The sequence below is a fragment of the Anabaena sphaerica FACHB-251 genome, from assembly GCF_014696825.1.
GTDB lineage: Bacteria > Cyanobacteriota > Cyanobacteriia > Cyanobacteriales > Nostocaceae > RDYJ01.
This window is the reverse complement of the sequence record NZ_JACJQU010000006.1, coordinates 161,703-185,263: the sequence shown is the minus strand read 5'-3', so window position 1 is coordinate 185,263 and position 23,561 is coordinate 161,703. Positions and strand designations below refer to the sequence as shown.

22 protein-coding genes and 3 pseudogenes are annotated in these 23,561 nt (G+C 38.5%); 10 read left to right on the top strand and 15 right to left on the bottom strand.

Annotated elements, in window-relative coordinates:
* Window positions 1-176 precede the first annotated feature (176 nt).
* Both H6G06_RS13175 and H6G06_RS13170 read left to right on the top strand, forming a co-directional pair.
* Window positions 177-515, top strand: a complete 339-nt coding sequence (locus H6G06_RS13175; RefSeq protein ID WP_242039688.1) for a formylglycine-generating enzyme family protein — start codon at window positions 177-179, stop codon at window positions 513-515.
* Window positions 516-518: 3 nt separating this feature from the next.
* Window positions 519-755: a ribbon-helix-helix domain-containing protein gene (locus H6G06_RS13170; RefSeq protein WP_190560747.1), complete on the top strand. Its 237-nt coding sequence runs from the start codon at window positions 519-521 to the stop codon at window positions 753-755.
* Window positions 756-817: 62 nt separating this feature from the next.
* Here H6G06_RS13170 and H6G06_RS13165 read toward each other — a convergent pair whose 3' ends face one another.
* The 7 genes and pseudogenes from H6G06_RS13165 to H6G06_RS13135 all read right to left on the bottom strand — a co-directional run.
* The gene (locus tag H6G06_RS13165) at window positions 818-1,273 is read right to left on the bottom strand and encodes a DUF29 domain-containing protein (RefSeq protein ID WP_190560745.1); all 456 of its coding nucleotides are present in this window, start codon (window positions 1,271-1,273) and stop codon (window positions 818-820) included.
* Window positions 1,274-1,496: 223 nt separating this feature from the next.
* Window positions 1,497-2,066 carry a Uma2 family endonuclease gene (locus H6G06_RS13160; RefSeq protein WP_190560743.1) on the bottom strand — a complete coding sequence of 190 codons (570 nt, stop codon included), beginning with the start codon at window positions 2,064-2,066 and terminating at the stop codon, window positions 1,497-1,499.
* Between the two features lie 224 nt (window positions 2,067-2,290).
* Entirely contained in the window at window positions 2,291-2,887 is a 597-nt protein-coding gene (locus H6G06_RS13155; RefSeq protein WP_190560741.1) for a cytochrome c oxidase subunit 3, read from the bottom strand.
* 131 nt (window positions 2,888-3,018) lie between these two features.
* Complete coding sequence (ctaD, locus tag H6G06_RS13150; RefSeq protein ID WP_190560739.1) at window positions 3,019-4,701, bottom strand: cytochrome c oxidase subunit I; 1,683 nt, start codon at window positions 4,699-4,701, stop codon at window positions 3,019-3,021.
* A 90-nt stretch (window positions 4,702-4,791) separates the two neighbouring features.
* Window positions 4,792-5,763 carry a cytochrome c oxidase subunit II gene (locus tag H6G06_RS13145; protein ID WP_190560737.1) on the bottom strand — a complete coding sequence of 324 codons (972 nt, stop codon included), beginning with the start codon at window positions 5,761-5,763 and terminating at the stop codon, window positions 4,792-4,794.
* A 519-nt stretch (window positions 5,764-6,282) separates the two neighbouring features.
* A complete protein-coding gene (gene fdxB / locus H6G06_RS13140; protein ID WP_190560735.1) occupies window positions 6,283-6,576 on the bottom strand; it encodes a ferredoxin III, nif-specific in 294 nt (97 codons plus the stop codon).
* Window positions 6,577-7,110: 534 nt separating this feature from the next.
* Window positions 7,111-7,221 (bottom strand): annotated as a pseudogene (locus tag H6G06_RS13135) (coproporphyrinogen III oxidase); the annotation flags it as partial.
* On the opposite strand from H6G06_RS13135, the pseudogene H6G06_RS13130 reads away from it, so the two are divergent.
* Window positions 7,206-7,394: pseudogene (locus H6G06_RS13130) on the top strand (ferritin family protein); the annotation flags it as partial. The pseudogenes H6G06_RS13135 and H6G06_RS13130 sit on opposite strands and share 16 nt — an antisense overlap.
* A gap of 134 nt (window positions 7,395-7,528) precedes the next feature.
* On the opposite strand, the pseudogene H6G06_RS13125 reads toward H6G06_RS13130, so the two are convergent.
* Window positions 7,529-7,729 (bottom strand): annotated as a pseudogene (locus H6G06_RS13125) (pentapeptide repeat-containing protein); the annotation flags it as partial.
* A 188-nt stretch (window positions 7,730-7,917) separates the two neighbouring features.
* On the opposite strand from H6G06_RS13125, the gene H6G06_RS13120 reads away from it, so the two are divergent.
* Together H6G06_RS13120 and H6G06_RS13115 are read left to right on the top strand one after the other, a co-directional pair.
* Window positions 7,918-8,280, top strand: a complete 363-nt coding sequence (locus H6G06_RS13120; protein WP_190560958.1) for an ArsR/SmtB family transcription factor — start codon at window positions 7,918-7,920, stop codon at window positions 8,278-8,280.
* Between the two features lie 640 nt (window positions 8,281-8,920).
* On the top strand, window positions 8,921-10,510 hold the full coding sequence (locus H6G06_RS13115; RefSeq protein WP_190560733.1) for a helix-turn-helix domain-containing protein: 1,590 nt from the start codon (window positions 8,921-8,923) through the stop codon (window positions 10,508-10,510).
* 973 nt (window positions 10,511-11,483) lie between these two features.
* Here the strand turns inward: H6G06_RS13115 and H6G06_RS13110 are convergent.
* Together H6G06_RS13110 and H6G06_RS13105 are read right to left on the bottom strand one after the other, a co-directional pair.
* A complete protein-coding gene (locus tag H6G06_RS13110) occupies window positions 11,484-11,933 on the bottom strand; it encodes a DUF29 domain-containing protein (protein ID WP_190560731.1) in 450 nt (149 codons plus the stop codon).
* A 144-nt stretch (window positions 11,934-12,077) separates the two neighbouring features.
* Window positions 12,078-12,440, bottom strand: coding sequence for a four-helix bundle copper-binding protein (locus H6G06_RS13105; protein ID WP_190560729.1), 363 nt, complete (start codon window positions 12,438-12,440; stop codon window positions 12,078-12,080).
* 927 nt (window positions 12,441-13,367) lie between these two features.
* Between H6G06_RS13105 and H6G06_RS13100 the strand changes: the two genes are divergently transcribed.
* Both H6G06_RS13100 and H6G06_RS13095 read left to right on the top strand, forming a co-directional pair.
* Window positions 13,368-13,967, top strand: a complete 600-nt coding sequence (locus H6G06_RS13100; RefSeq protein ID WP_190560727.1) for an MBL fold metallo-hydrolase — start codon at window positions 13,368-13,370, stop codon at window positions 13,965-13,967.
* A 188-nt stretch (window positions 13,968-14,155) separates the two neighbouring features.
* Complete coding sequence (locus H6G06_RS13095; RefSeq protein WP_190560725.1) at window positions 14,156-14,764, top strand: class I SAM-dependent methyltransferase; 609 nt, start codon at window positions 14,156-14,158, stop codon at window positions 14,762-14,764.
* A 36-nt stretch (window positions 14,765-14,800) separates the two neighbouring features.
* Here the strand turns inward: H6G06_RS13095 and H6G06_RS13090 are convergent, their stop codons facing one another.
* Window positions 14,801-15,040, bottom strand: coding sequence for a transposase (locus tag H6G06_RS13090; RefSeq protein ID WP_242039687.1), 240 nt, complete (start codon window positions 15,038-15,040; stop codon window positions 14,801-14,803).
* A gap of 527 nt (window positions 15,041-15,567) precedes the next feature.
* On the opposite strand from H6G06_RS13090, the gene H6G06_RS13085 reads away from it, so the two are divergent.
* The 3 genes from H6G06_RS13085 (at window position 15,568) to H6G06_RS13075 (ending at window position 19,000) form a co-directional block, all read left to right on the top strand.
* Entirely contained in the window at window positions 15,568-17,310 is a 1,743-nt protein-coding gene (locus H6G06_RS13085; protein ID WP_199306684.1) for a ShlB/FhaC/HecB family hemolysin secretion/activation protein, read from the top strand.
* A gap of 320 nt (window positions 17,311-17,630) precedes the next feature.
* Window positions 17,631-18,134 (top strand): DUF192 domain-containing protein, encoded by a 504-nt coding sequence (locus tag H6G06_RS13080; RefSeq protein ID WP_190560723.1) that lies wholly within the window; start codon window positions 17,631-17,633, stop codon window positions 18,132-18,134.
* Window positions 18,135-18,772: 638 nt separating this feature from the next.
* A complete protein-coding gene (locus tag H6G06_RS13075; protein ID WP_190560721.1) occupies window positions 18,773-19,000 on the top strand; it encodes a DUF2949 domain-containing protein in 228 nt (75 codons plus the stop codon).
* A 353-nt stretch (window positions 19,001-19,353) separates the two neighbouring features.
* Here H6G06_RS13075 and H6G06_RS13070 read toward each other — a convergent pair whose 3' ends face one another.
* From H6G06_RS13070 to lpdA, 4 genes are all read right to left on the bottom strand, one after another.
* On the bottom strand, window positions 19,354-20,502 hold the full coding sequence (locus H6G06_RS13070) for a pyridoxal-phosphate-dependent aminotransferase family protein (RefSeq protein WP_190560719.1): 1,149 nt from the start codon (window positions 20,500-20,502) through the stop codon (window positions 19,354-19,356).
* Between the two features lie 142 nt (window positions 20,503-20,644).
* Window positions 20,645-20,893 (bottom strand): DUF5340 domain-containing protein, encoded by a 249-nt coding sequence (locus tag H6G06_RS13065; RefSeq protein ID WP_190560717.1) that lies wholly within the window; start codon window positions 20,891-20,893, stop codon window positions 20,645-20,647.
* A gap of 175 nt (window positions 20,894-21,068) precedes the next feature.
* On the bottom strand, window positions 21,069-21,953 hold the full coding sequence (trpC, locus tag H6G06_RS13060; RefSeq protein WP_190560715.1) for an indole-3-glycerol phosphate synthase TrpC: 885 nt from the start codon (window positions 21,951-21,953) through the stop codon (window positions 21,069-21,071).
* Window positions 21,954-22,056: 103 nt separating this feature from the next.
* Window positions 22,057-23,490: a dihydrolipoyl dehydrogenase gene (lpdA, locus tag H6G06_RS13055; RefSeq protein ID WP_190560713.1), complete on the bottom strand. Its 1,434-nt coding sequence runs from the start codon at window positions 23,488-23,490 to the stop codon at window positions 22,057-22,059.
* Window positions 23,491-23,561: the final 71 nt, after the last annotated feature.

Genomic DNA, 23,561 nt, shown 5'->3' with positions numbered 1-23,561 from the left:
AAAATAATAAATAACCAAAATCATAACTTACACATAACTAGGAAATATTCAGATTGTGACAAATAATACCATCCTGATTCAGACATCTCCATGCTACAATCATCACTAGATATCCCCAGCAACTACCATGAGTCAATGTCTCAATCCTGACTGTATTTACGAAAATCCCCACTGACTTGGTAAACTACAACGGTAATTATGCTTATAAATCCGGTGCGAAAGGTCAATATCGACAGCAAACAACTGATGTAGGAACTTTTTTCCCTAACTCTTTTGGTTTGTATGATATGCACGGGAATGTATGGAAGTGGTGTGAAGATGACTGGCAGGAAAATTATATAAACGCGCCTACAGGCGGTAGTGTTTGGATTAGCCGAGATGATTTAAAGCAGTTGCGTGGCGCTTATTGGAGTGACGATCCTGAAGAATGCCGTTTTGCGTCTCGCTATGTTTCTATCCTTTACCAGTTTATAATTAAAATATCAGTTACAGTCTATTTAAAATACAGGAAATAGGCGATGAATATTACCTTAAAACCAGAACAAGAACAGTTTATTCAAAATCAGTTAGCTCAAGGCAGATTTCCTAATGCTGAAGCTTTGATTAATCAAGCTCTACAGCTTTTGCAGGAAAAACAGCGAGAATATGAAGAATGGGTAGAGGATGTTAGGGTTAAAGTCAATGAAGCAGGTGAAGAATTAGAACGAGGAGAAGGAGTTCCTTTAGCAACGGTTAACTTTATTAGTTTAGAGTAGAGTTAGGTGGGTGGATAAAACAAAGGTGCTAAATTGTTGCACATTGGTAAAAAACTGCTATCTTATTCTGGGAAAAAATCAGATTTGAGAACCAAATCAGTATTAAAAGGACATTCCACAGGAAACACAGATATAGATAAACCTGTTTCTGAAGAAGCTAAATCTCTCGCTTTTTGATAACATTCATTGAATATTTCTAAATAGTAGTTCTTTAAACTAGGACTATCTGCAAAATCATCCTCTAATCGGTTACGATGTTCTTTAATTGTTGTACGCCAGCTATTTGTTCTTTTTTCTGGTTGATACTGCCATTTTAGTAAGTGCATTAATAAAATTCTCAAGTTACTTTTAACTGATTTTTTATCATTATTCCCCATGCTTTCTATTTCAGAAATTAAATTTTCGATATCTAATTGATCAAATCTTTTTTGTTCTAATATTTTGATGGTTGATTCTACCCAAAGATGAAAATCTTGGTTGTAGAGAGATTCTGATAAGGTTGGTAATTTGGTTTTCATAAGCTGAAAGTTTTAGCTGAAACTTCTCTACCAGATATCTACAATATAAAAACTTGTTATATATGGGCGCACTCTTTCCCAAATATAACATAAACATAGTTGAAACTACGATTTTTGTCAAGTCCTTTCTCTAATATGCTTAACTCCAAGATCCCGGACTTCTTTGAGAAATTTATCATTAAATAAGATGATTGTTCTAAGAAGTCGGGGATCTGAATATTGCTTATCCAAAAACAACACCACGATAAATTTCTGCTATTGGTAATTCAACCCCAATTGACTCTAAAGTAATAGATTTTTCTAAATTATTAAAATCACTTAATAACCAACCTTGACATTGTTTACTATATTTTTCTATAAAAATTTCATCTTGTTCAACTAATAAATATTCACAAAAACTGCTAATTGAACGATACATTCTAAACTTGTCTTTATGGTCATAATCTGCGGTAGAAGAAGATAATACTTCTATAATTAAGGTAGGATTTAAAACTTCATCATTGCGATTTTCATTTAATTGTGGTTCACTTGCAAAAACCATCACATCTGGATATAAACCCCTTCTATATTCAGGTATCCATAAACGTAAATCGCTATTAATTGGCTCAAACTGACTATCACGGAGAAGAAATTTTAGAAATGAAAAAATGTTACCACCGATACGGCTGTGGTTGAGTGATCCTCCTGGCATTGGTACAATTTCTCCATCATGATATTCATTGCGCCCTTCAGCTTTTTCTTCAATGGCGCGATATTCATCTAAACTATAACGACGCTCAACAGTGGTAATCATTATGCTGTCACCGATTACATTGAAGTGATCATAATTATAGCAGAATTGCGGCTAATTGTTAGAAATGGCTTACGCCTCCCGTAAGGGATACAGGATATCCAGGATTTAAGAATTTACAGGATTTTAGTTGTCCAGCAAAGATCCCCGACTGCTTTTAAGAATTTATCATTTATTGACATGATTAATCTGAGAAGTCGGGGATCTGAACATTACCAATTACCAAATTAAAATGCGTTGAGGATGTAAACCAAAGTGAAGAGAACAATCCAAATAATATCAACAAAGTGCCAGTAAATTTCTGCCATTTCTATGCCTGTATGTTTAACAGCAGAATAATGGCCACGACGCAAAGAACGCCATAATACTCCCAAGATTAACAACAGTCCAATAAAGACGTGTAACCCGTGGAAACCTGTCATGATATAAAAGCAATTAGCGAAGAGGTTGGTAGTTAAACCATAGCCTAAATTCTGGTATTCATAAACCTGACCGGCTAGGAATACAGCACCCATAACTGCGGTGATAAAATACCAAAACCGCATCCAACCAACACTATTTCTTTTAATTGCCATATCACCAAAGTGAATGACAAAACTACTAGAAACGAGGATGATAGTGTTAATTGTGGGAATAAATAATTCTACTTCTGTTCCTTCTGGTGGCCAAACTGCGGTAGTACCTTTAAAAAATAAATAGGTAGCAAAAAATCCGCCAAACATCAAAGATTCAGAAACCAGAAAAGTCAACAGTCCCCAAACTCTTAAATCTGGATGTGCTTCGTGTCCACCTTCGTGATGTTCACTTGTTGTAATTGCAGTCATTTCATTTACCTACTGAATGATGAATAGATGTAGGTTGGGTTAAGCGACAGCGCAACCCAACAAACCCCCAAAATATGGGGTTTCCTTACATTCCCAAATGTTGGGTTTCCTTACGTCAACCCAACCTACATTTAACTTACAACTTCTGTCACCGATGAAGATTCATCATGGTTATGGCCATAGTCATAGGGTCCATGAGTGACGACAGGTAAAACTTCCCAGTTTTCAATAATTGGAGGTGAACTGGTTGTCCATTCTAAAGTTAAACTTTCCCAAGGATTATCACCTGCAAATTCACCGTTTCTCCAACTGTTAATGGCGTTGTAAGCGAAGGGAATTACAGAAATACCCAAAATGAATGCGCCAATGGTGCAAAGCTGGTTTAAGCTCACAAATTGGGGGTCATACATGGCAACTCGGCGAGGCATTCCTTGTAAACCGAGTTCGTGCATGGGTAAAAATGTTAAGTTAGTACCAATTAAGGTCAGAACAAAATGAACTCTTCCCCAGGTTTCATTCATCATTCTACCTGTCATTTTGGGGAACCAATGATAGATACCTGCGTAAATACCAAATACAGAACCACCAAATAAAACGTAGTGGAAATGTGCGACTACATAATATGTATCGTGGACGTGAACATCAAAGGGTGCTGTTCCCATGGTTACGCCGCTTAAACCACCCATGACGAACATTGATAATAAACCAATGGCGAATAACATGGCGGTGGTAAACCGGATTTTTCCACCCCAAAGTGTTGCTACCCAACCGAAGATTTTGACACCTGTGGGAACTGCAACTATAAGTGTGGAAATAGTGAAGAACATCCGCATCCATCCGGGTGTTCCACTGGTAAACATATGGTGTACCCAAACGAATAAACCGACGACGCAAATAGCGACACTGGAATAAGCGATCGCTTTATATCCAAAAATCGGTTTTCGTGCATGGGTGGGAATTACTTCTGACATAATCCCGAAAATCGGCAGAATCATTAAATAAACTGCCGGATGGGAATAAAACCAGAATAAATGTTGGTAAATAACGACGTTACCACCTGCATCTGGTTTGAAGAAAGAAGTGCCAAAGTTGATGTCAAATAACAGCAGAATTAAACCTGCTGCTAATACTGGTGTAGATAAAAGTGCGAGGATGGAAGTTGCTAAAATTGCCCAGCAAAATAAGGGAACTTGATCCCATTTCATGCTAGGAACTTTCATCATCAAAATAGTGATGACAAAGTTGAGTGAACCTAAAATTGAGGAAGTTCCCACTAAAACAATGGCTAAAATCCACATTGTTTGAGCGTTGTTGGCGGTAATTAAACTTAAAGGTGGGTAAGCTGTCCAACCTGATTGAGAACCACCAAAAATGAAACTACCTAATAATAGTAAACCTGCGGGTGGATTTAACCAAAAGGCGATCGCATTTAATTTAGGAAACGCCATATCTCTAGCACCCATCATTAAGGGAACTAGATAGTTACCAAATCCGCCAATTGCACTGGGAACAATCCAGAGGAAAATCATGATTGTTCCGTGATTTGTCATGAAGGCGTTATACAGATTTGGATCAAGAAAATCGGAATCTGGTGTGGCTAATTCGGTGCGAAGTGCGATCGCCATCAACCCACCAATCAAATAAAATACAAAGGCCGTCACCAAATATTGAATCCCAATTACTTTGTGATCAATATTAAAGGTGAAGTAATCCTTCAATTTCCATGCTTGGGGATGTTTATTGTGAGAAACCACCATAGTTTCTTGTTCATTATCTTCTGGTGGCATATTTGGTGGAAATTCTATTTGTGTCATGTTTTTATCAGTTATGAGTTATCAGTAGTCAAAAACTAATGACTAATGTACGGGCGAAGCATTCGGAAAATAGCCTTTGGAAAAAACTGATCATTGATCGCCCGAATGCTTCGCCCTTACGACTAATGACTCAACAGTTTCTGTACTCACTCTCATATCATTGATGTAGGGCGCAAGAAAATCAGAAGTTGATAAATTAGCAGGATTTACTGCTACAATTTGAGGCTGTCCTTGCTTTTGAGCTAACTGATTTTCTGTTAACCAGCTATCAAAATCTTCTTGGCTGTGAACAATTACCTGTGTCCGCATTGAACCGTGATAACCCCCACACAATTCTGCACAAACTACAGGATATGTACCAGGTTTTGTAGCGACAAATCTGAGTTCTGTGGGTACACCAGGAATAGCATCTTGTTTGAGTCGAAATTGAGGAACCCAGAAGGAATGAATTACATCATCTGCTGATAAGTTTAACTGCACATCAGCACCAACGGGAACGTGTAATTCACCAGCAGCAATACCAGTTTCGGGATAGTTAAACAACCAAGCAAACTGAATCCCTTTAACATCAACTACCAAATCTGCTGGTTTACCTTGAGTTTGAGGACTTCCACCAATACCAATATTAGGAGCAGCTAAAGATTGAGAACCATCATTCATACTAGCAGCCATCGCCACATGGCCATGAGGATGACTACCCGGTTCTAAACCTCCCATTTGGTTATAAACATCTACACTGTAGATACCTAGAACAATAACAATGACAGTTGGTACTGCTGTCCAAAAGATTTCTAAGGCTAAATTACCTTCTACGGGTGTACCATCACTATTGTCTCCTGGACGGCGACGATAGATAAACAAGAAAATTAGAATCGTCCCTTCAACTACCAGAAAAAGAGCGATCGCAATGGTAAACATGATATTAAAAAATCCGTCTACCAAAGGCGCTTGTTGTGATGCTTGTACAGGCAGTAAATGGTGATTTTGACCAATCCAAATGCTGATAGGGGAAATTATCATCCCAGCTAACAGCGTCCATAACGACACAGGAACTTTTTGCATACTACCTGCTCTTTTTTAGTTCTTACTGGAACAGGGTGTCGGGTGTCGGGTGTCGGGTGTCGGGTGTGGGGAATAGAGGAAAAAAAATTAATTCTTGCTCCTGAATTCCTATTCTCTTCTTACTGTTACCTGTCACCTGTTACCTGTCACCTCTTCCTCCTGACTCCTGAATTCTTAGGTTTTTGATTTTCACTTATTACCGTTCTAACTTGTACCTAATCAAAAATGTCGAAACTTCCATATTTTTTCATATCTCTCCCCCAAAATATTACAAATTATAATTTTGTTCGGGGAAAATTGAAAGCCTCAAATTCCCAACCTCTATGAGAAATCGGGAATCTTGTTTTTCAATTTTGTTAAGTAATAACAATTTCTAATTTATGTTTTTGTTTATGATGAACTTTTTAACTAATTTAAGTAAGGATTGAGTATTCCCCTCTAATTACCTGGCTAGGCTGAACTACGGATTTAAACAATGTCTCCTTCTCATTTACTGACTTTAGTTAATTCCCAAAAGTCTTATTTGTCTAATGTTGCATGAGAATAACAATTCTTGGGACAAATCCGAGAACAAGCTTCACAACCAATACAGTTTTCTGGATGAGCAACTGTCATGACTTTGCGTTCAATTTCTTCATCATCTTCGTCTTCGACAAATTCACCTTCTTCATTCAATGCCATCAAACCTAAAACCTTGTGACCACATACTTTAATACATCTGCCACAACCGATACATTTATCTTTGTCAATTTCTGTAGCAAATTTAGGTGTCCAAGTCCCACCGCCAAATCTTACTCCTGTTAATGTTGCCATGAATCTATCCTCAGCAATTTTGCTTACAAATTAGTTGGTGATTTACTCTTAATAGTAGCCTACTATTTTTTAGTTTTGATAATAAAAATTAACTTTTTTATCAAATTTTGATGACTTGATGATTTCTTCATTATTGATAATAATTACTATTTTTTATTCATATTACATGATATTAGTTCTTAACAAGAATGATTTTCCTTTTTCTTCTTTAAAAGGATGTCTAAAAACTTCTTTCTGTGATATATAGCCATGTACAGGGTAGTTAGGACATCAATTGATAATGAAACTCCTACTACAACAGGGTTTTACTCCTGACTCCTGCTATAAAATACTTATATATCCCCCTAAATTCCCTCCTTTTCAAGGAAGTTAGGGGGGATCAGAATTAAGTTTGATACTTTGCAAACATCCTCAAGGTGAAACGATAATTATTAGGTGGGAGGTTAACATTTTTCGCCAAACCTAATGTTTTCAATAATCCAATCATCCACCAAGTAATATCAATTTCCCACCAACGCCAACCACATTTAGCTTTAAAATAGATTCTGTCCGGCCATTGGTTTGCAGCCCAAACACCGTTCCTCGGTCGTACACTAGGTTAAATTCAACGTAACGACCACGACGGTATAATTGAAATTGACGCTCGCTCTTGTATTTCCGAGTTTTCGGGGTTTTTGCTATTTAAAGAATTATCACGGCAGCTAAAACAACGTAATCCTTTATTAGCGGAAATCTTTCAACTGATGGCGCGTGATGAAGCTCGTCATGCGGGATTTCTCAATAAAGCCATGGGTGATTTTAAACTTTCCCTGGACTTGGGAGGCACCTTGTAAACTAGCTCCCGTCAAGTCTGTTCCCCAAAAGACCTCTCCGGAAATATGGTAGAGACGTTCCGGCGGAACGTCTCTACAAGGGTTTCAAACCACGCACATTTAATTACCGGAGATGTCTAAAGGATGGCTTCGCTTAGGTCTGCTTCCCTTAGACAGGCTTGGCTGAAGTTACTTTTACCAAGTCGTGTTTGACGTAAATCGGCGTAACTAAAATCTGCACCTGTGAGGTTAGCATTTGTTAGCTCTGCTTCTTGTAGATTGATGCGCTGAAAGCTGCGTTCTCCCGCCTGATAGCGGTTTAAAATTTTATTTACATCCATAATTTATGACAATTTCGTAATTGAGTATTAAAAACAAGATCAGGGGTATTAAGACAGTTATCCACTTATTAACTAAATAACTTTACAGTAATTTTAGCAGATCAGTTTGACCTTTGTTCACCGCAGTTAATTAACAGTTCGTTATAATGCTAATTAGTTATGAAACAATTATGGCGCTAAAGATTGCTATGCCAAAAACGAAGCCATCCGATACTGATCCAGCCATTCTCTTGGCGGTTGCTGACTATTTCAAAGTGCTATCAGAGGCGAGTCGGTTGCAGATTTTGACTTGTCTGAAGTCAGGTTCGATGAATGTGATGGAAATTGCGGAAGTGACTGGTTTGGGGCAGGCAAATCTGTCTAAACATCTGAAAGTGTTAACTCAGGCAGGAATTTTATCTCGTCAAACCAAAGGTACAAGTGCCTTTTACGAGATTGTTGACCCGATGATTTTTGATCTTTGTGACTTAGTGTGCGATCGCATTACCGAACGTGTACTAAAGCAAGCTGAAAGCATGAAAGCTTTGCGGAATAAAACGGCAGTTTTTTAACCTGAGTGGGCAAGCATTTCCCATTTCTCTAACTGAACAGTATGAATATATAGGACTCATATTTGATTGTTGTTCACGTAGTGGTAACGCACGGCTTATGTCTTCGCGTAGCGTGTCCGCAGGATTTATGATTTAGAACTACTATAGTTAGACAAAAGTTATATTTTAAGATTATTTGATTACCATTAAACAACAGCATTTCTGAAAATACTGTACCTTTAATTGCAAAAATAATATTGAGTTAACAGTTAATAACATTAAGAAGTTAAATTTCAACTACTTAGAATAATGTGAGATGTTAACCAAAAACAATTGGCTAATATTTGTATGTCAAAAATAAACGCTAATGAGGATAAATTTTGAGGCAAATATTAAGAAATCTTTCCAAGCTCAGTATGAACAATCTTATTGAAATCTTTATGAAATGTATAGTTAATGAAGAAGCAATGAAGCCTGAGTTTCAAGGACTTAAATAGCTTCCTATTTGATACAACATACATCCTTGGATGTGGGTAATTAATGAGGCGAGAAGAACCTTTCTTGTCATGGAGATAATTTGGTAGCAAGTTATGAATCAAGAGGAGACATGGAGGGGAGACTTGAGCCAAACATCTCAGCAATTGGAGTAGGAAGAAGCCTTATGCCTTATACAATTCCTAACAAAAATTGCGATGGATGTGACAACTGCCGACCCCAATGTCCTACGGGTGCAATTAAAATCGAAAATAACGAATATTGGATTGATCCTTGTCTTTGTAACAATTGCGAGGGTTACTATCCAGAACCGCAATGTGTAATTGCTTGTCCAACAAATTCTCCTATACCTTGGCAAGCAAAAAAAGGCAGATGCAAAGTTGACGCGCGAGAACCTACCAGCCCTGATTTGTTTTCTAATGGCAAGAATCACCCATTTGCTTCGGCAATAGTTATCTGGGAAGCTTGCAACCTACTAGCACAACGTAAATCATTAAACTGGGAAACAGATGCAGAAGGTAATTTACACTATAGCCGACAAGTTAATCAAGGTCGGGGTGCAATTTCTTTTCACATCGAAGACCCATTTCAAGTTAGCAACCTGGCACAAAATTTACAAGCAATTGAAAATCTGGATATTCGTGCTGCTTGTATTCATCTGATTTTTGCTGCCCATGCTACAGTCTTAGATCAACCGTGGGATCAAGAATTTGCGATTGATGAACGCCAAATTGAAAAATACTTGGGGTTAGAAAAACGCAAAGACCTCAACAAAATCGCCAAGCTGTGTTTAATCAAGAACATCGTTCAGCAAGCTTGCTCACTTGTTGTTTCCATTGACTGGCCGCAACGGGGTAAAGTTCCCGGATTTTCTGTGAAAGAAAGTCGTTTGTGGCATTTAACAGATATTCAGCACCACTTTCAAGAAGATAAGGAAGGGTGTAAATATCTGATCGGACTGACATTTAAAGTCAAAGCAGGTATTTGGGCGCAGCATTTCTTAAATAAACAAGGCTGTAAAGAGCGTACTGGCTTCTATCAATATGGTAGTCTACCGAAAACGCTGTTAACTACAGTTATGAGCCTTTGGCAACAACATGAAGGCGCAGTAAGACTGATGTTATGGTTACTTTTTAAAACCAAAATGGGTAGAGAACAACGCATCACTGTTCCTACCTTACTGCGTGTTGCTTATGGTGAGGAAAAAATTAACCTAGCTTCCAGATTACGAGATGAACGTAAACGTTTATTGCGAACATTTGAAAATGATTTGGAAGTTCTCAATCATTATGGGGTCAAGGCAATTTTTGACCCAGTTACCTACCCAACAGAAATCCAACCTTTGTGGGCTAAATTAGTTGATATTCCCGAAGATCCAGATGAAGCTTTAGAATTTTGGATTAATGACGGTGGTGGTGATCATCGGCTCACAGATAGCGGACCCCGTGGTAAATGGAATATGCTGATGAATGCGCGGATTTTATCTTTTGAACTGCCACCAGAATGGGAACAGTTAAGTTCAGAAGCAGAGAAAAAAAAGCGGCGTACTGTTAGGAATAAAAGAGTTCTCAAAAGCCCAGATGATTTATTAGCTGAACAGGTTTTGCAAGCCCGCAAAAGTATTAATATTTCCCAAAGGGAATTAGCAAAACTGACAGGTAAAAGTCAAAGTTGGATTCGTGATGTAGAAAATGGTCGTCTTAAACCCAAGCCCGAAGATCAAGCCTTATTAAGGAGGGTGCTGAATATTCTTTAATCCTCTCGTTCCCAGTCTCCGGCTGGGAATGCTATTAAGAGGCTCTGCCTCTAACAGAAATCTCAGCGAAGGCTCTGCCTTCTAGAATTCATTCCCATACAGAGTATGGAAACGAGAATTTATCTGAATCAGGATTTACAGAATTTGAGGATTTACAGGATAATTTACTGTGTTTCAATAAATAAACAGTAGTGACAGTAAGCTACTTTAACACATTCCATTTTATTAAGGCAGTAAAAAGCGATCGCTCTCTATTGTGCATTTAATAAGTAACACTTATGCAACTCTTCCAATAGTTTAAAAATTTATAATTCCCAGAATTTTCCCTTTATATTTTCTTAACAATTAATTGAGAATTATTTCTATTGATCAACGAGGTTGCAATACTTTCAGCTATCTGCTATCATTTATGAGAATTTGTAATTTCGATTATTGTGTCTATTTGTAAGATTGAGTTGAAGGTATAACTTTGAAAGCCTTTATCTATAAACACTTCAGAAATTGCAAACAAGAAATAATACAAAACTTAATAAATTAATCAAGGACTTCTGAAACAAATTTTGCCAAAATTCGATGCTGTTATTTGATGGTCAGAAATTGAGGTATTGACAAATAAGAGATTTAATGGTAATTAAGCTGCGTTAGTAGCATGAATAGATGGGAAGTAACAATATTACCTATGTTCTATTTTCAGTGAATTAAAAAATGCGTTAGCTTTTTATGTTTAATAGACACAATAAATTAACCTTATTTTTTTGAAAAATATGGTTTTAAATTAAAGCACACATAATTATATATGAGATAAGTTAAAAATTGCAAATCTGCTTTCTTCAGCAACACAGAGTTTTACCATTAATCTCTGTATGGCACTTATATCTAGTGTACTGTATTTAACTAAAAGCAAATAAAAATTATGTATATGTATCGTGTTTGTAAGAGTTTAGCATTGCTAAACCCCTACCACAAATAATCATTATTCTTCCCAAAACTTCTTAGTTAACAAAGCATCTACATCACTAGGAAATGGACAAACTTCAGAAAAATAAACATCAGGATAACCATCTCTGACATTTTCCAAAGCCATTTCATAGCTTTTAGTAAGAATTTCTAAAACGAAACCTTTCAAACTTGGTGAGTCTTCTAACTCAATTTGTAACCGTTGACGAAAATTTCTAATTTCGATTTCCCAACCCCGATAACAGTCTGACATTGGTACATAACACCGCTTTAACAAATGTTCCAATAAACGCACCAAAAAACTCCTGACAGTTTTACGCTGACTTTTCCCCAAAGACTCTACCTCTTCAATTAAATTATCCCAATCTAAATTATCATTATCTCGTGCTTTTAATTTACTTACTGTATCCTCAACCCAAAGAGAAAAATCTTGTTCGTATAGATTTTTGACTGATGTTTTACTCATACTTCCTACTCGCTGTTTATTTTCATTTTAATTCATCCTCTGTTTTCCGATACATAAAAATCCGTTCAAAAACCGTAAGCGCCCAAACCAAAAAAGCCTGAGCGCCTGAATAGGTTGCAGAGAAAATTCTGCTAGTTAATCAAATTAAGCACGCGCCATTTGCATCGATCTGCAAGTTTCCGCACATCTCCGGCAAGCTGCGGCACATTCCCTCATCTTGTTATCATCACTCATTGTTTCACAAGCTGCGGCAGTGCGATCGCACATTTCTGCACACAGCATACAAGTACGACCCATGAACTCGGAACCATTCATCATCATGCTCGTACACATCATGCACATTTCTGAGCAGTCGCGCATCATGCTCATCATCCCCATATCCATGTGCCTACCACCTTTGGTAATGCAGTATGTCATGGTTTCCAAGCATATCTTATGACATTCCATGCAAGCGTTCAAGCAAGTTTGCATTTCAGTAGTCATGGATTCAGTCATCATCATCATCATAGAAAATACTCCTGATTTTTTGATGCGAAGTTATAGTCTTGAATTGGACTAATTACAACATTAATTCCCACTTTCTCAAGGGTAAATAATGCTTTAAGACCTGAATTTATCAGCCGATAATTCCGACAATGAATATTAGCAAAAAGGACAGAGGATTTATGGCTACTTTGGCAGTAAGTTCTACCAAATTTGTACAGTAACCTCTCTGATGAAAAATTAAGTAAGTGGGCGTTAAAAATTGTCGTTATGACAAGGGAACAGGGAACTCTTAACGGGGAACGGGGAAGAGGGTTTTGGTGAATTTACTTTTTGTTACATACTTCGGTTTTTTCCCGCTGACTTAATTAGATTTTATCCAACTTCTCAGCTTCTAACTTGGAACTTGAGTGTCTTAATAGAGAGTTATTGTGTTCTCAATACTAAGGTCATCTTTTGCTGATGACAATATTGATTAACTTCGATTAACCGCTTTTTGCCTTCTATCTTATGGCTGATGTTTTTAACATAAATTAAATTATATCTTGTAGCTCTACATGACTGACTAAGAATTCAGCAATGCGCTTTACCCCTACAAATTTATAAATGTTATATAGCAATGCTCAATGAGTCGTGAAAAATAAGATCCCCGACTTCTTTTTTTATCTTGTAAATAAATTATGAATTGATGTCAGAAGTCGGGGATCTGGGTGTTGCAATGTTCACAATAATGTCTCTACATATAGCTAGAAAATCTACTTCTTGGCGGGAACCTCGCAAATGCGCCATGTTATAAAAGTATCCAGTATTTAACCGATTCATGCTCAATTGCCTATGCTTGTGACAACAGAAACTGCAAAATTTTCGCAATTAGGGAAGTATGAATGATAGATTGTTATTGATGCTGCCTAATCAACACAAACTATAGAAGGTTCACAAGCCAGAATCAACATGAAATCTCTGCACCGTCCCGATTTATATACCTGGTCTTGTTTTAACCCGACAAGAAATATTGATTTTAATGGGTTCGCCTGGATTCGTCCAGAGGGTAATATCTTAATTGATCCAGTAGCTTTATCAAACCATGATTGGAATCATCTGGAATCTCTCGGTGGTGTGGTTTGGATTGTACTGACAAACTCAGATCATCTCCGGTCAGCCAAGGAAATTGCTAATCAAACCTATGCCAAAATTGCTGCACCCCTAGCTGAGAAGGAAAATTTCCCCATCCCTTGCGATCGCTGGTTGACAGATGGTGAAGAATTAGTACCAGGACTAAAAGTGATTGAACTGCAAGGCTCGAAAACTCCCGGTGAACTAGCTTTACTACTAGAGGAAACAACTTTAATTACTGGTGATTTGGTGCGATCGCCTTCAGCGGGTAGCTTGACAATCTTACCAGACAACAAGTTACTAAATCGAGAACAAGCTATTGCTTCGGTTCGCTCTTTAGCCGAATTAACAAAAGTGCAAGCGGTTTTAGTCGGAGATGGTTGGTCTGTATTTCGAGACGGAAGAGAAAGATTACAGGAACTGGTAGCTACTTTGTGAGCAGTAATACAACTTCACCAAAACCCTGTTACTGATAACATCTCTTAACCCCTCTTTCTAAGGGGTTTGGGGGGATCTTCTTGTGTAAAACTCTTGTGGGATGGGCAGGAGGCAGGACAGCCCGCCCTGACAGGAGCAAATTAAAATTACAATAGATATAGATAACTATTTCCTCATCCCTGTCATCTATGAATAAATTTATCAATAATAAAAAACAAATCTTTGATCGTTGGGCATCAAGTTACGATTGGACATTTCCTTCTTTTATCTACCAAGCTATCCATAAAAGATTAATTTCCAAAATTGAACTCCCAGCAAATGCCAACGTTCTTGACTTAGGTTGTGGAACCGGACGCTTACTAAATAGATTAGCCAGTGAGTTTCCTGACTTACGCGGTACAGGTTTAGATTTATCTCCCCAAATGTTGCGCGTAGCTAGACAAAGTAATCACCATCGTCCACGATTAATTTATCTGGAAGGTAATGCGGAATCACTTCCTTTTGCTGAAGGTCAATTTGATGCTGTTTTTAACACTATCAGTTTCTTACATTATTCTCAACCAGAAAGAGTGTTAAGTGAAGTAGCGCGGGTACTTGCTCCCGGTGGAAGATTTTATTTAGTTGATATAACTGCTAATAATTCAGCATTTCAATTTATGGCAAATTCTCCGGCTGGAATTAAATTTTATAATCAAGAACAACGTCAACAACTAGGCTCTGGTGCTGGACTTTTGTGTTTAGGTCATTATTATTTATTAGGTCCCGTACTGCTAACTATTTTCGTAAAACCTGAGTAGGTTGATAAATAGTTCCAAAAAGCATAGACAAATATGTCATGCCGTTTGTTTGCCGGGAATAACCCCAACAGGGCGGACTACAACGCCCTCTATCCCTAGACTAAAAGCTGTCGGGACTACTTTTTTTAAAATATTTAAACTACCATTAATATCAGCGTGAATCAGTTTACCATTACCTGCTTTATAAAGCTTAGTTTTGATTCTGCGACTGCTAAATTTTACACTTCGGTACTTCGACAAGCTCAGTGCATCGCTTCGCTCAGTGTTAAAGCCCAAATTATCTCCTTGCCTCTTCTCTTCGTGTCCTATCCCTAACGGGACGCTACGCGAACGTGTCTTCGTGGTTCATTTTTATTTCTTGCACATTAGCGCATCTTCATACAAAATTGGTATTAACTATAACTGTAACTAATTTTATTGATCCATAAAATCACCCGCAGGCTAGAATTATGCAGCTATATGGGCTGTCTTTGCTGGGCTTGTCATGAATTATAAATCAAATAACAATCAAGTAAGCAATAAGCTAATTACATTTACTGCTATGATTAAAGTAACAATTGTCTGAGATTTTACACAAAAAACATTGTTATTGTTTTCCGCCCTAGCTTATATATTCTCGGAAATAGAGACAGTAATAAAATAGCAATTTTAACTTATTTATTCAATAAAAAGCAAGTATTGTGTTTGATTCAATAATTGTTAAATCGTCAGTTTGAAATTAAGGTGTGTGGGGAAAAGTGAAAAATCAACTCAGGATCATTAAAAATAAAAAGTTAAAAAAATCCATACTTTATTTTTACATTTTGTCTTGCGAATTTTTTATTTCCAGCCTTCTATTACCAGTCAATGCTCAAATAATTAGCCAAACTGTCACACCAACATCTGAGCAACTCAGGGAAACAGAAAAACAACTGCCAGTATTCGTATTACCTAATCTTGGACCTCTACCAGAAACACCCTTACCTTTACCAGAAACACCCTTACCACCCCTAGAAGAATTACTTCCCAAACCAGATACAACTCCAACGACTCCCCAGCCATCACTAGGAGATATTCCTGGGACAATTACAGTTACAAAGTTTGAAGTTATTGGTAGTACAGTTTTCAGTCAAGAAGAACTGGCAAATAAACTTAAAGATTTTACAAATACCCCTATTTCTTTTGCTGAATTATTGAAAGCTAAAGAAGTCATTAATGAATTATATTTAGAGCAGGGTTATATCACTTCTGGAGCTTTTATTCCTCCCCAAGAATTAAAAGATGGAGTGGTAAAAATTGCAGTAATTGAAGGTAAAGTCGAATCAATTAATATTTCCGGGTTAAACAGATTGCGCCCTGGTTATGTACGCAGTAGATTGGCATTAGCAACGAAAGCACCTTTGGATCAAAATCGCTTGCTTCAAGCTTTGCAAATGCTGCAACTTGATCCTTTAATTGCTAATTTATCAGCAGAATTAGCTGCCGGTTCTCGTGCTGGTGTGAGCGTATTAGAAATTAAAGTGCGAGAAGCTGACGCTTTTTCTGGGCAGATCAGTATTGATAATCAGCGATCGCCTAGTGTTGGTAGTGTACGTCGTCAACTGCAAATCAATCACAACAATCTTTTCGGATTTGGCGATCGCTTTCGTGTTGGCTATATCAACACTGACGGTAGCAACTCCCTCGATGATCTCAGCTATACTTTCCCAATTAACCCCCACAACGGTACTATCGGCTTGAGCTACAGTCGCACCAGTACCAACATTATTGAAGACCCTTTCAACGTCTTAGATATTCAATCTGCATCCCGCAACTATCAACTTACCTACCGTCAACCCCTGTATCAAAGCCCCACCAAAGAATTTACCATGGGGTTAACAGCTTCCAGACAAGAATCAGAAACCACACTTTTAGGTGAAGCTTTTCCTTTATCTCCAGGTGCAAATGATCAAGGAGAAGTGAGAATTTCTGCACTCCGCTTTTTTCAGGAATATACACAGCGAGATAGTCAGCAAGTTTTTGCGATGCGATCGCAATTTAACTTGGGAATTAATGCTTTTAACGCCACAAATAATGATACAGAGCCTGATAGTCAGTTTTTAACATGGCGTGGACAAACTCAATATTTGCGGTTATTAACACCAGATACAACATTATTATTGAGGTCAGATATTCAATTGAGCGATCGCCCTTTAGTTGCACTAGAGCAATTTAGCGCCGGTGGCCAACAGAGTGTGCGTGGTTATCGACAGGATTATTTATTAGCTGATAATGGCTTATTTGCCTCCGCAGAAGTTCGTACCGCAATTCTTCGCGTTCCTAAATGGCAAACCACCTTAGAATTAAGTCCCTTTTTTGATTTGGGTACTGTTTGGAATCACTCTAGTTCTGATGTAGACATCAAACAAAAAACCCTATTTTCAGTGGGTGTAGGCTTACGCTTATTAGTAGGTCAAAATTTTAACGCCAGATTTGATTGGGGTATTCCCCTAGTTAACGTCGATAAAACCGGAAATACTTTACAAGAAAATGGACTTTACTTCTCGATTGAATATAGACCTTTTTAGAAATTGACCCAAGTTATGTGGCTTCTAGTTGTGACTGGTAATTGGTAATTGGTAATTGGGAAAAGGCGATATGCAATAGGGTCACTAATCCCTCATAAGGTATATCAAGTTACATTTAAGCGTTTTAGCCTCCCAACCTCAACAAGGGTGGAAGTTTTGATGACCAAAAAAATAATTGCAAATAGCGGGCTATTTTGTGGAAATTTCTGTAAAATCGAAATCTAAATTAAAAAACCTTAATTATTTACCTGATACCTCTTGCCTTTTGCCTTTTGCCTTCTTGCACTAGTCCATTTAGAAACTTGAATTTTCAGCTGCTTATGTTTCGTCACGCAACTTCGTTTTCTATATTACTGAGTATTTTACTCATAGGCTGTTCTCCCCCAAGCACAGCTAAACCTACTGCTACATCAGCTTCTCAAGTTCAAGCACAAGCCCCTCAAGGTCAAAATTTGCCAATTTCTGCTCAAGCGACTTTTTCCAACGGGGCAACAATCAACTTAGAAGTAGCAGAAACACCAGAACAGCAGATGATGGGATTGATGTATCGACCAGCTTTACCAGATGACAGAGGTATGTTGTTTGTATTTCCCTCAGCCCAACCAGTCAGATTCTGGATGAAGAATGTCCCCGTATCTTTGGATATGGTATTTCTTCACAATGGGGTAATCCAATATATTCAGACTGCTGCACCTCCCTGTAATAGTGAACCTTGTCCCACCTACGGTCCTAACGTGCCAATAGACCAAGTAATTGAACTCAGATCCAGACGAGCTACGGAATTAGGTTTACAAGTAGGTGACACGGTAAAAATTGAGTTCTGAAAGTCTAGTGCTTCTTAGTGTCAGCAGGTAGAGATCAATGCTGTTTTGGGCTTCTTTGCCCAAGTGGAGCAATTGCACAGAGTCAGGAGTCAGGAGGTAATACATTATTCTCCCCATCTCCCCATCTCCCCATCTCCCCTGCTCCCCTGCTCTCCATTCCCTGTGTGAAGAATCTATCAAGTTTGTATGAAGATCCTATGGTAAAAAAACTATTCCGTATCATTTAGAGGTTAATATTTACCAGTAGCTCTCATAACATTAGACCTGGCTTTTCCACAGCTAAAATCCCGGCTTCAAAGTTTAACTATAAAAATCCTTCTTTTGACATAAGTGTAAATAGTCATCAATAGAGGAGTATAGGCTATGGAAACTTGGATACTCCAGATGTAATCACATCCAGCAAAAAAAAGCTAAACAGGATGAAGCCTATTTAACAAGCGAGTTAGTGCTACTTCAGATGGGGGGAAACAAGCAGTACGAAAGTTACTTTTCTGTAAAAAACTCTGGCAGGAGTGAACATCATCTGCTCTCAGAGAAATAAAACATTAGTTTTGCCTTAATTAACAGATTTATTCAGTCATAGCACAGTGACACATCAAATACTGGCTTGAGATCACTGAGAAATGAAGGAAGGATATATGATAATACACTCTACTCAAGGAGGTGAGATACAAATGGCACCATCAAGATATTCTCGTTTAATTAATTTTCTCCAAGAAGATTTGGCAATTTCAGCAGCTTCTCTGGCTGTGGCTTTGCGTCATCGTGAGCAAGATACAGGCTCTTTAACCATGATCCTGTGGCAGTATGGATTGATTACCCTAGAGCAGTTAGAACAAATTTATGATTGGTTGGAAACTGCATAAATCAGCAATGGAAAACCAGAAAATCTATTGCTGGCAAATATTCTGGCGGCTAACTGTATGCAAATTCAATGTGGAACGGTTGAGCTACTTCAGGAGAATTGAGGTATGTCAAATCAACTCTGCTCTTTGCAAAGTTTGATAGATAGGAAAATTAAAATAGATGCTAAGAGTTTTTGCTCATTGACATCCAAAATAAAAAGGCGAGTTGATCAAACACTCGCCTTTTTAATGTCAGGAGTCAGGGAACAGGGAACTCTTAACAGGGAACAGGGAACAGATAATTATTTATTTATTCTCCCCATCTCCCTATTCCCTTCTTGCTGTCACCAGTCCCCAGTCCCCAGTCACCTACCTTATCCAAAAACTTTCCCTGCTGCGGCTATACCAGCACCAGGGGTAAAGTTTTCATAGCCAAGTTCTGAAAGCACAATTTCCAATGATGCTATACAGCTGAGGATATCGCGATCGCTCACAAATCCCAAGTGACCAATACGGAAAATTTTATTACTCAGATGGTCTTGACCACCAGCTAAAGCAATATCAAACCGCTTTTTCATCAATGACCGAATTTTATCCGCTTCCATTCCTGGTACTGATACAGCGGTAATAGCTGGACTAGCGCATTCATCAGCCGCAAACAATGGTAAATTTAAAGCTTTCATCGCTGCGCGGGTCGCATTCTTTTGGCGTTCATGACGGGCAAAAATGGACTCCAAACCCTCTTTTTTCATCATCCCCAAGGTGGTGTGTAATGCCACCATTAAGTTAACTGGGGGAGTAAAAGGAGTTGTATTTTTAGTGGTAGCTTTGCGATATTTACCTAAATCTAAATAATATTTTGGCAATTTCGCAGTTTTGTAAGCTTCCCAAGCTTTAGGACTCACAGACACAAATCCTAAACCGGGAGGTATCATGTAACCTTTTTGGGAACCGGAAGCAACTACATCCAAACCCAAAGCATCGACAGCTACATTGTAAGCACCCAAGCTGGTAACGGCATCAACAATAATTAAAGCTTCACCGTGTGCTTTTACATGACTATTGATAGCTACCAAATCATTAATGACACCTGTTGAAGTTTCGCTGTGGGTGATAATTACAGCTTTGATTTCTTTGTTAGTGTCAGCTTGCAATATTTCCCCAAATTTAGCAGGGTCTAAAGGTTGTCCCCATTCTGCGGTGACAGTTTCCACATTCAAACCAAAAGCTTGACCAACTTCTACCCAGCGTTCACCGAATTTACCATTAGAACCAACTAAAATGCGATCGCCTGGGGAAAGAAAATTAATCATCCCCGCTTCTACCGCACCAGTACCGCTAACATTCAGCATTAGTACATCACTTTGGGTTTGGTGCAGCCATTTCAGGTTTTCTGTCACCTCACCCATCATGCTGCTAAATTCACCGCTGCGGTGTCCGATGGGGTGTTTAGCTAATGCCAGTAAAGCAGCTTCTGGAACTGGGGTAGGACCAGGAATCATCAACATCAACTTATTGTCCATTATCTCTATCCTAAAAATCCAATAAAAGTCAAAATTGTGTGAGGATGCTTAAATCTGATGGCAAATTTTAGATATTTATCTACAAATTCAATCAGTTGTCATCAGTTTATAGTAACTTAGTGAGTGACATCTGCTCTAAGTATCAATCAGGATTAATAGTTTTTTCCCCAAGATGATTGAGTGACCAACGGTGATCCACAGCGAAAGAGGAAGCTTTACAAATTTCCTCTAATCGCTTTTGTTGTGCCGCAGCTTTTCGCAGGGTAATAATAAGCTGATTGACCTCGTGCCGTAAATCCTGGTTGTTATTTACAGCACTCATTGTTTGCTTTTCTAACAGTTGCAGTATAAGTTCGTAGTGGATAGGCGCAGGTAGAGGAAGTTGCTCCATGAAATTCATGTAAGATTGCCAATGTGAGATTTTAGCTTAACAAGAGTTTATCTCTTACCAACTAAATTGTTACATAGCAAACAAAGTTTGGTAATTGGTAATTGGTAATTGGTAATTGGGAAAGAATTTTCTCCCCTGCTCCCCTGCTCCCCTGCTCTCTTCCCAGTCCCCAGTCCTATTTACCAAACAGATTAGTAATTGCTAATTTCGGATCTGGTTGTTTTACCAAAGACTCACCAATCAGTACAGCTGATGCGCCGACTGTTTCCACTACACTTAAATCCTCTGGGGTATGAATTCCTGATTCACTCACTACCAGAATATTTCTGTCCTGTAATTGACTACCTCTGTCTTTCAGTAATTGACAAGTAGTTTGTAAGTCAACAGAAAAATCCTCTAAGTTGCGATTATTTATACCAACTAAAGAAACACCATCTAAGGCTAAAACCCTGTCGAGTTCTTCTAAACTATGGACTTCTATCAAAACTGCCATTTTTAGGTTATTAGCAATTTTGACAAAGTATTGTAAATCTTGATCACTGAGAATTGCCGCAATTAATAAAATCGCATCTGCGCCATTAACTCGTGCCAAATACATTTGATAAGGATAGATGATAAATTCCTTACATAGCAATGGCAAATCTACGGCAGCACGTACTAGAGATAAGTTTTCAAAACTACCTTGAAAAAACTTCTTATCTGTGAGTACAGAAAGACAACTAGCACCACCTTCTTGATAAGCTTTAGCAATTTCTACTGGGTCAAAATCTGCGCGTAAAACCCCCTTACTAGGAGAAGCTTTTTTTACTTCGGCAATTAGGGCGGGTTTGGTTTTACCTTGACGTAATGCGGCGACAAAATCACGGGTAGGAGGTGCAGAGAGGGCTTGTTTCTGCAATTCTTGCAAAGGCAGCTTTTCCCGCATTTGCTCAACTTCTATTTCTTTTTGCCAAACAATTTCTTCTAAAATATGATTTGGCGGTGCATCCTTTAAAATTGCTTGGTAGCGAATAATAGATACATCAATAGCTGGATTAGGTGAACGACGACGGATTTGCATTACTTTAGGGAATAGGGAATAGGGAACAGGGAACAGGGAATAGGTAACGGGAAATTGGAGAGAATAATCAATTACCAATTACCCATTACCAATTACCCATTACCTAACTTGCGATCGCTCGTTTGTAAGCTTCATCCAGCACTTCTGAAAGAGTAGGATGGGCATGAACTAAATAAGCGAGGTCTTTTACAGATTGACGGTTAGCAACTGCGGCGGATGCTTCGTGAATTAAATCAGCAGCGTGTAAACCGAAAATATGCACACCTAAGACTTCACCTGTATCTTTACGATAAATCACTTTAGCGATACCATCGGCTTCATTTTCTGCTAAAGCTTTAGAATTGCCTTTGAAGTAACTCTTAGCAGTACCAATTTCAAATCCTTCAGCTAAACCCAATTCTTGGGCGGCTGTTTCTGGTAAACCCACATAACTAACTTCGGGGTGGGTAAAAGCTGCTGCGGGAATGCTGCGATAGTCTATTTTTTTACCTTTACCAAGGATATTTTCTACCGCAATTATACCTTGAGCCGAAGCCGCGTGAGCTAACATCATCTTCCCGTTAGCATCACCAATTGCATACAGATGGGGAACTACTTCACCTGCTGAAAGTACCGCCATCCCGTCGTTAACAGGGATAAAATTCCGTTTATCCAGTTCCACACCCACAGAATCTAAACCAAGATTTTTGGTTGCGGGGATGCGACCTGTAGCTACTAAACAAGCATCAACTTCCAATACTTCTAAATCTTCTTTAGTTTGGAAATTTGCTAATTCAATTACCACGGGAGAACCAGGAATGATTCTTTTCGCGTATATTCCCACTTTGGTTTCAATATCACGGGGAGTAATTAAAACCCGTTCTGCCAGTTTAGCAATATCACGGTCAAATCCTGGCATTAACACATCTAGGGCTTCAATCATTGTCACTTCACAGCCCAAAGCGGTGTAAATATCAGAAAATTCTAAACCGATGTAACCACTACCAATAATTGCTATCCACTGGGGTAGAGATTCTAATTTTACCCCTTGGTCGCTGGTAAAGACAGTTTTGCCGTCTACTTCAATTCCCGGAGGAACGAAGGGAACAGAACCAGGGGAAAGAATGATATTTTGCGCGGTGATGGTTTTTTCACCCTTATCTGTTGTAGAGACGGTGACTTTTTGCGAACCGGCTAATTTTCCCCAACCCCGAATGATATCGACTCCTAAGCGTTTGAGGCTGTTGGTTAAGTCGCCTTGAATTTTAGAAACAAGATTATCGGCGTGATCTGCGATCGCTTGCCGATCAAATTCTACATTACCAATTTGAATTCCCAAAGATTTCAGATGGTGAGCGTTGCGTAACTCCCGCACCCTTCCCGAAGCAGCCAGCAACGCCTTAGAGGGAATACAGCCCCGGTTAACACAGGTTCCACCCATGTCTGCTGCTTCGATAATCGCTGTTTTCAAACCGTAGTTGACGGCGTGTAGGGCTGCGCCATGTCCACCTACACCCGCGCCAATAATCACTAAATCGTAATCAAATCCAGAACTCACGTTAGTCTCCCCGTTTCTTTAACCTACTTATTTTTAACTGTATATCCCCCCCTGTTTCCACATTTCAGCCG

Bases quoted from the DNA above. Each gene is read 5' to 3' on its own strand.
- H6G06_RS13075 (WP_190560721.1), top strand. From the start codon at position 18,773: ATGATAATACACTCTACTCAAGGAGGTGAGATACAAATGGCACCATCA.
- H6G06_RS13155 (WP_190560741.1), bottom strand. From the start codon at position 2,887: ATGACTGCAATTACAACAAGTGAACATCACGAAGGTGGACACGAAGCA.
- H6G06_RS13145 (WP_190560737.1), bottom strand. From the start codon at position 5,763: ATGCAAAAAGTTCCTGTGTCGTTATGGACGCTGTTAGCTGGGATGATA.
- H6G06_RS13100 (WP_190560727.1), top strand. From the start codon at position 13,368: ATGAAATCTCTGCACCGTCCCGATTTATATACCTGGTCTTGTTTTAAC.
- H6G06_RS13095 (WP_190560725.1), top strand. From the start codon at position 14,156: ATGAATAAATTTATCAATAATAAAAAACAAATCTTTGATCGTTGGGCA.
- fdxB (WP_190560735.1), bottom strand. From the start codon at position 6,576: ATGGCAACATTAACAGGAGTAAGATTTGGCGGTGGGACTTGGACACCT.
- H6G06_RS13120 (WP_190560958.1), top strand. From the start codon at position 7,918: ATGCCAAAAACGAAGCCATCCGATACTGATCCAGCCATTCTCTTGGCG.
- trpC (WP_190560715.1), bottom strand. From the start codon at position 21,953: ATGCAAATCCGTCGTCGTTCACCTAATCCAGCTATTGATGTATCTATT.
- H6G06_RS13115 (WP_190560733.1), top strand. From the start codon at position 8,921: ATGCCTTATACAATTCCTAACAAAAATTGCGATGGATGTGACAACTGC.
- H6G06_RS13160 (WP_190560743.1), bottom strand. From the start codon at position 2,066: ATGATTACCACTGTTGAGCGTCGTTATAGTTTAGATGAATATCGCGCC.
- H6G06_RS13080 (WP_190560723.1), top strand. From the start codon at position 17,631: ATGTTTCGTCACGCAACTTCGTTTTCTATATTACTGAGTATTTTACTC.
- H6G06_RS13110 (WP_190560731.1), bottom strand. From the start codon at position 11,933: ATGAGTAAAACATCAGTCAAAAATCTATACGAACAAGATTTTTCTCTT.
- H6G06_RS13165 (WP_190560745.1), bottom strand. From the start codon at position 1,273: ATGAAAACCAAATTACCAACCTTATCAGAATCTCTCTACAACCAAGAT.
- H6G06_RS13170 (WP_190560747.1), top strand. From the start codon at position 519: ATGAATATTACCTTAAAACCAGAACAAGAACAGTTTATTCAAAATCAG.
- H6G06_RS13070 (WP_190560719.1), bottom strand. From the start codon at position 20,502: ATGGACAATAAGTTGATGTTGATGATTCCTGGTCCTACCCCAGTTCCA.
- H6G06_RS13105 (WP_190560729.1), bottom strand. From the start codon at position 12,440: ATGATGATGATGATGACTGAATCCATGACTACTGAAATGCAAACTTGC.
- H6G06_RS13065 (WP_190560717.1), bottom strand. From the start codon at position 20,893: ATGGAGCAACTTCCTCTACCTGCGCCTATCCACTACGAACTTATACTG.
- ctaD (WP_190560739.1), bottom strand. From the start codon at position 4,701: ATGACACAAATAGAATTTCCACCAAATATGCCACCAGAAGATAATGAA.